Here is a 5,269-nt window from a genome sequence, read left to right on the forward strand (position 1 = left end):
CTAATTTTGTGCATTTGGAAAACATGCCATTATCATTAAATGGTAAGTTAGACCGAAAGGCATTACCTAAAGAAGAAGTTATCTTAAATCAAGAGGAATACATAGCACCACAAAATGAAATGGAAGCTAAATTGGTGCAAATATGGTCAGAAGTATTGGGAATTGAAGATAATCGTATTGGAGTTACCAATGACTTTTTCGAGTTGGGTGGTCATTCTTTAAATGCTGTAACATTATTAACAAAAATAAATAAGCAGTTTAATAAAGAAATTGGTTTAAGAGATATATTTAAAATGTCAACAATCAAGTCCTTAGCAGTTCACCTTATAAATAGTAAAGAATTTATGCATAAGCCGATACCAAAAGCTCAAAAGAAAGAGTATTATTCGCTATCATATGTACAACAAAGACTCTTTATCTTAGAACAAACGAAACAAATGGGGACAAGCTATAATACGCCAGTATTATTGGAAATTGAAGGCGAATTGGATAGACATCGCTTAGAAGGTACATTGAATGAACTTATAAAGCGACACGAGGCATTTCGTACTTCGTTTGGGTTTGTAGATGGAGAATTTGTACAAAAGATACATCCAAATATTCCTTTTTTACTGGAATACAAAGTGATTAATGAAGCAGATATTCGTCTAAATGTTGAAAAGTTTATAACACCTTTTGACTTAACGAAAGCACCATTAATACGAGCGAAACTTTTTGAAGTGGATAAATCAAAATTTGTTCTTTGTATTGATGTGCATCATATTATTGCTGACGGATTTTCTCTTCAATTATTATTGAATGAAATTATTCGACTTTATAAAGGGGATATTCTTTCAGAACCTTCACTACAATACAAAGATTATGCTGTTTGGCAGCAAAGTAGCGAGTTTCAGGAGCAATTAAGAAAGCAAGAAACATATTGGCACAATTTGTATAAAGGGGATGTTCTGCTAAAGAAGCTTCCGGTTGATTATCCTAGTAATAATCCTCATTCAAATCAAAGAAGAGTTCTTAATTATAAATTAAATCAAGAAGTTTGTCAGAATTTAGTTAACCTATCAAGAGCAAATAAAATAACGTTGTTTCAAATGTTTTTTGCCCTGTATACAATTTTGGTCTCTAAATATACCAATTCTGATGATGTTATTGTTGGAACTCCAACTGCTGGTAGAACACATACAGATGTAGAAAATATAGTTGGTATGTTTGTAAATACGTTAGCAATTCGTAATAATCCAAAGGCAGATTTAACATTTATCAACTTCTTGCAACAAGTTAAGAATAATACGATGTTGGCTTTTGAAAACCAAGACTATCCTTATGAAATGCTGTTGGACTACCTTCAATTTAGTAATATGAATAGTTCTCAAGGGATTATTAACACTATGTTTATTTATAAAAAGGATAAAATCAATAATCATTTTTATAATGTAGCAGGTCTGAAGTTAAAAGAATATCCTTATGAGAGTGGTAAGGCTAAATTTGATCTAACTGTTAATGTAGTCGAAAGTGGAGATTATTTTAATCTAAATATCGTATACAAAGACAATATCTATAAACAAGAAACGATAAAGAAAATTGCAGAAGATATAGATTTGATTGCAAAACAAGTTACCGTAGACACAATGATAAAAATCGCTGATATAAAAGTAGAAGGTAGCCAAGCATCTGAGGAGATTTCGTTTCCAGAGGATTTAACATTCTCATTTTAATATTAACTACTTCTTAGTATGACCTTTTACAGGCCATACTAAGAAGCAAAAGAAAGGAAAATGTTATGAAACCGAACACGTTAACGCCAGAATTATACATAAATGAAGATCTTGAAAAAGAGAAACAATACTGGGTAGAAAAATTATCAGGGGATATTGAGTTTAGTAGTTTTCTGCCAGATCTAGAAACAGTTAAAAGTGAGGGAACAGTGAAGTTTTCCATCCCAATTCCAATAGAGGTAAGCAAAAAAATTAATAAGATTAGTAATTATTCGAAATGGGGAACATTCTTAATTTTAATTACGTCTATAAATGTTATTCTGCAAAAATATACAAGGAATAACGATATATTAATAGGTACAACCGGATTAAAAAACGGTATGGATGATCTTACTTTATTTAGAAATACGGTATCGCCTGATATGACATGGAAAGAACTTCTATTAAACGTAAAAAACACGGTTAATGATGCTGTTGATCATCAGAAATTAAATATTAGTTCTCTATTATCATCCATGGGATTACTTCATTCAGAGACAGAGGACATTTACTTCCCTGTACTTATTAATTTTGAAAATCTTCGAGAAAAAAATTGTACAAGTGATACACGAGCTAAAATAGCGTTTCATTTTTCTCAAAATGATGATAATCAGATTACAGGAGAAATTATTTATCAGAAAGTATATAGTAGTGATTTTATACGTAATCTGGCTACGCAGTTTGTCATGACCATCGAACAATTCATAGATAACCCAGAATATAAAGTCGGCGATTTAGATTTAGTTACAGAGAGAGAAAAGGAAAAATTACTTGAGGAATTTAACCAAACAACTGTGAATTTTGGTAATAAAAAACTGCTACATGAATTGGTAGAGGAACAAGTCAAAAAAAGTGCTGATAGAGTTGCAATCAGATTTGAGGAAAGTGAAATTACTTATTCTGAACTTAATAAAAGAGCCAATCAATTGGCTGCGCTTTTACGTCAAAAAGGGGTATCTTCAAATACGTTCGTTGGATTAATGATTAGTCCGGGTATAGAGATGGCTATTGGGCTTTTAAGTATATTAAAAGCTGGTGGTGCTTATGTACCAATAGATCCAAAGTATCCATTAGAACGTCAAAATGCAATTATCCAAGACAGCGGTTTAGGTCTATTATTAAAAGAAACGGAAGATAGAACTAAATTAGACTTCAATGGAGAGATAATTGATTTAGAAGTGTTACAAAAGAATACAAAAAATCAAGGGAATTTACCTTCAATCAATAAAGGAGAAGATTTAGCCTATAGTATTTACACGTCTGGAACTACTGGTAAGCCAAAAGGTGTCATGATTCAGCATAAAAGTATTACAAATAACATTCTTTGGAGAAAAAATGAATACAAGCTGACAGAGAAGGATCGTGTACTTCAGCTTTTCTCTTTTTCGTTTGATGGATTTGTAACGAGTTTCTTTACACCGCTTGTTTCAGGTGCACAAATAATATTAGTAGGAAATGATGATGTAAAGAACCCACCCTATTTGTATAATATTGTTCAACGTCATAATATAACACATTTTATTAGTACACCATCGCTTTATAGCAGTCTGTTGGCTGAGATACAATATGAAGATCAGTTATGTTTAAGGATTATTACGTTAGCTGGTGAGGAAGTTACAGCAAATCTTTTGAGGGAAAGTTCAGAAAAATTGAAAGATGTTGAAATTGCGAATGAATATGGGCCTACAGAGAATAGTGTTGTTACTACTGTTTATCGAAATTTAAAGGTCGATTCTAAGATTTCCATAGGCAAGCCAATCGCAAACAACTATGTTTATATATTAGACAATGAACAGAAATTACAACCTATTGGTATGCCTGGTGAACTATGTATTTCCGGTGAATCTCTTGCAAAAGGATATGTTAATAATCAATCCTTAACAAATGAAAAAATTGTACCTAACCCTTTTTTTTCAGGTAGTTTAATGTACAGAACGGGAGATCTTGCGCGTTGGTTGCCTGATGGGAATCTAGAATATCTAGGAAGATTAGACGAACAGGTGAAAATTAGAGGTTTTCGGATTGAACTTAAAGATATTGAGTATCAATTAAAAGAATATCAATCTATTGATGATGTTCTTGTTATAGCACTTAAGGATTCAGAAGAATCGAATTTTTTATGTGCTTATTACATGTCATCGGAAGAAATACCCGTGTCAACATTTAGAAATTTCCTGGAAAAAAGACTCCCAGGTTTTATGATTCCCGATTACTTTGTTAAGATTGATCAATTTCCTCTAACGATAAATGGAAAGATAGACAAAAAATCTCTCCCAGAACCAAAACAAGCAATAAGTGGAGAATCAACCTATCATGCACCTTGGAATGAGTTGGAAGAAAAATTGATTACCATATGGAGTCAAATCCTTGGTATTGAAAAAGAAAAAATAGGTATATCCGATAATCTTTTTAATTTAGGAATGCATTCATTAAAGATTGCCTCATTCGTATCGAGAATTTATCGAGAATTTGAAATCTCTATTCCTATACATATCATTTTTCAACTATCAACTGTCAAGGAACAATCTGCATACATTTCTCAAATTAAAAGTGAAAAGATATATGCAATTGAAAAAGTAGAGGAAAGGGAAGATTATTTGCTTTCTTCTGCGCAAAAAAGAATTTATATGTTACAGGCATTAAATAAATTTCAAACGAGTTATAATATGCCAAAAGCAATGATTATTGAAGGGACGCTTGATATAAAACGAGTTGAATCTACTTTCCAAATGTTATTGAAAAGGCATGAATCATTAAGAACATCCTTTAAAGTTAAGGATGGTAATCCTGTTCAACAAATTCATGATTATAACCCTATTGAAATTGAGTTGCTTCATCTAAGGGATGAAAAAACATCTGAATTAATAGCAAATTTTGTTGAACCATTTGATTTATACAATAATTCGTTAATAAGATTAAAACTTGTAGAGCTTAAAGAGAACAAACACTTATTGTTAATTGATATGCATCACATTATTGCAGATGGGCAATCTATTCAGTTATTGGTAAATGAATTTGTTCAATTATATGAAGGAAAAGAATTACCAGAGCTTCATATTCAATATAAAGATTACGCTGCGTGGCAAAATAGCTTTTTGAAATCTGAAGAATTACAAAGTCAGGAGCATTATTGGTTAAGTCAATTTTCAGAGGAATATCCTGTACTTCAGTTACCAACGGATTATCCTAGACCATCGGTAAAAGGATCGAAAGGGGATAGTATTTCTGTCTATATAGGAAAAACATTAACCCGTCATATGCATCAAATAGCTGCTAGAAAGGATACGACCCTTTTCATGTTATTGTTAGCAGCATATAATGTATTACTCTCGAAGTATGGTGACCAAGAAGATATCATCGTAGGTACTCCAATTTCTGGGCGAAATCATCTAGATGTTGAAAATGTTATTGGAATGTTTGTAAACACTCTTGCGCTTCGAAATCGCCCTAAAAAGGATAAAACATTCTTGGAATTTTTGGATGAAGTAAAAAAATCTACATTGAATGCATTTGAAAAC

At 31.8% G+C, this 5,269-nt stretch carries 2 protein-coding genes; both read left to right on the forward strand.

Annotated elements, in window-relative coordinates; translation table 11 throughout:
* The coding region (locus MR107_RS29195; RefSeq protein WP_242293088.1) for a condensation domain-containing protein at window positions 1-1,712 on the forward strand (1,712 nt) is incomplete at its 5' end.
* Between the two features lie 65 nt (window positions 1,713-1,777).
* Window positions 1,778-5,269 (forward strand): amino acid adenylation domain-containing protein (locus MR107_RS29200; protein ID WP_242293089.1); only part of this gene is annotated, 3,492 nt, incomplete at its 3' end.

The organism is Bacillus cereus group sp. BfR-BA-01441 (assembly GCF_022663075.1).
Lineage (GTDB): Bacteria > Bacillota > Bacilli > Bacillales > Bacillaceae_G > Bacillus_A > Bacillus_A cereus.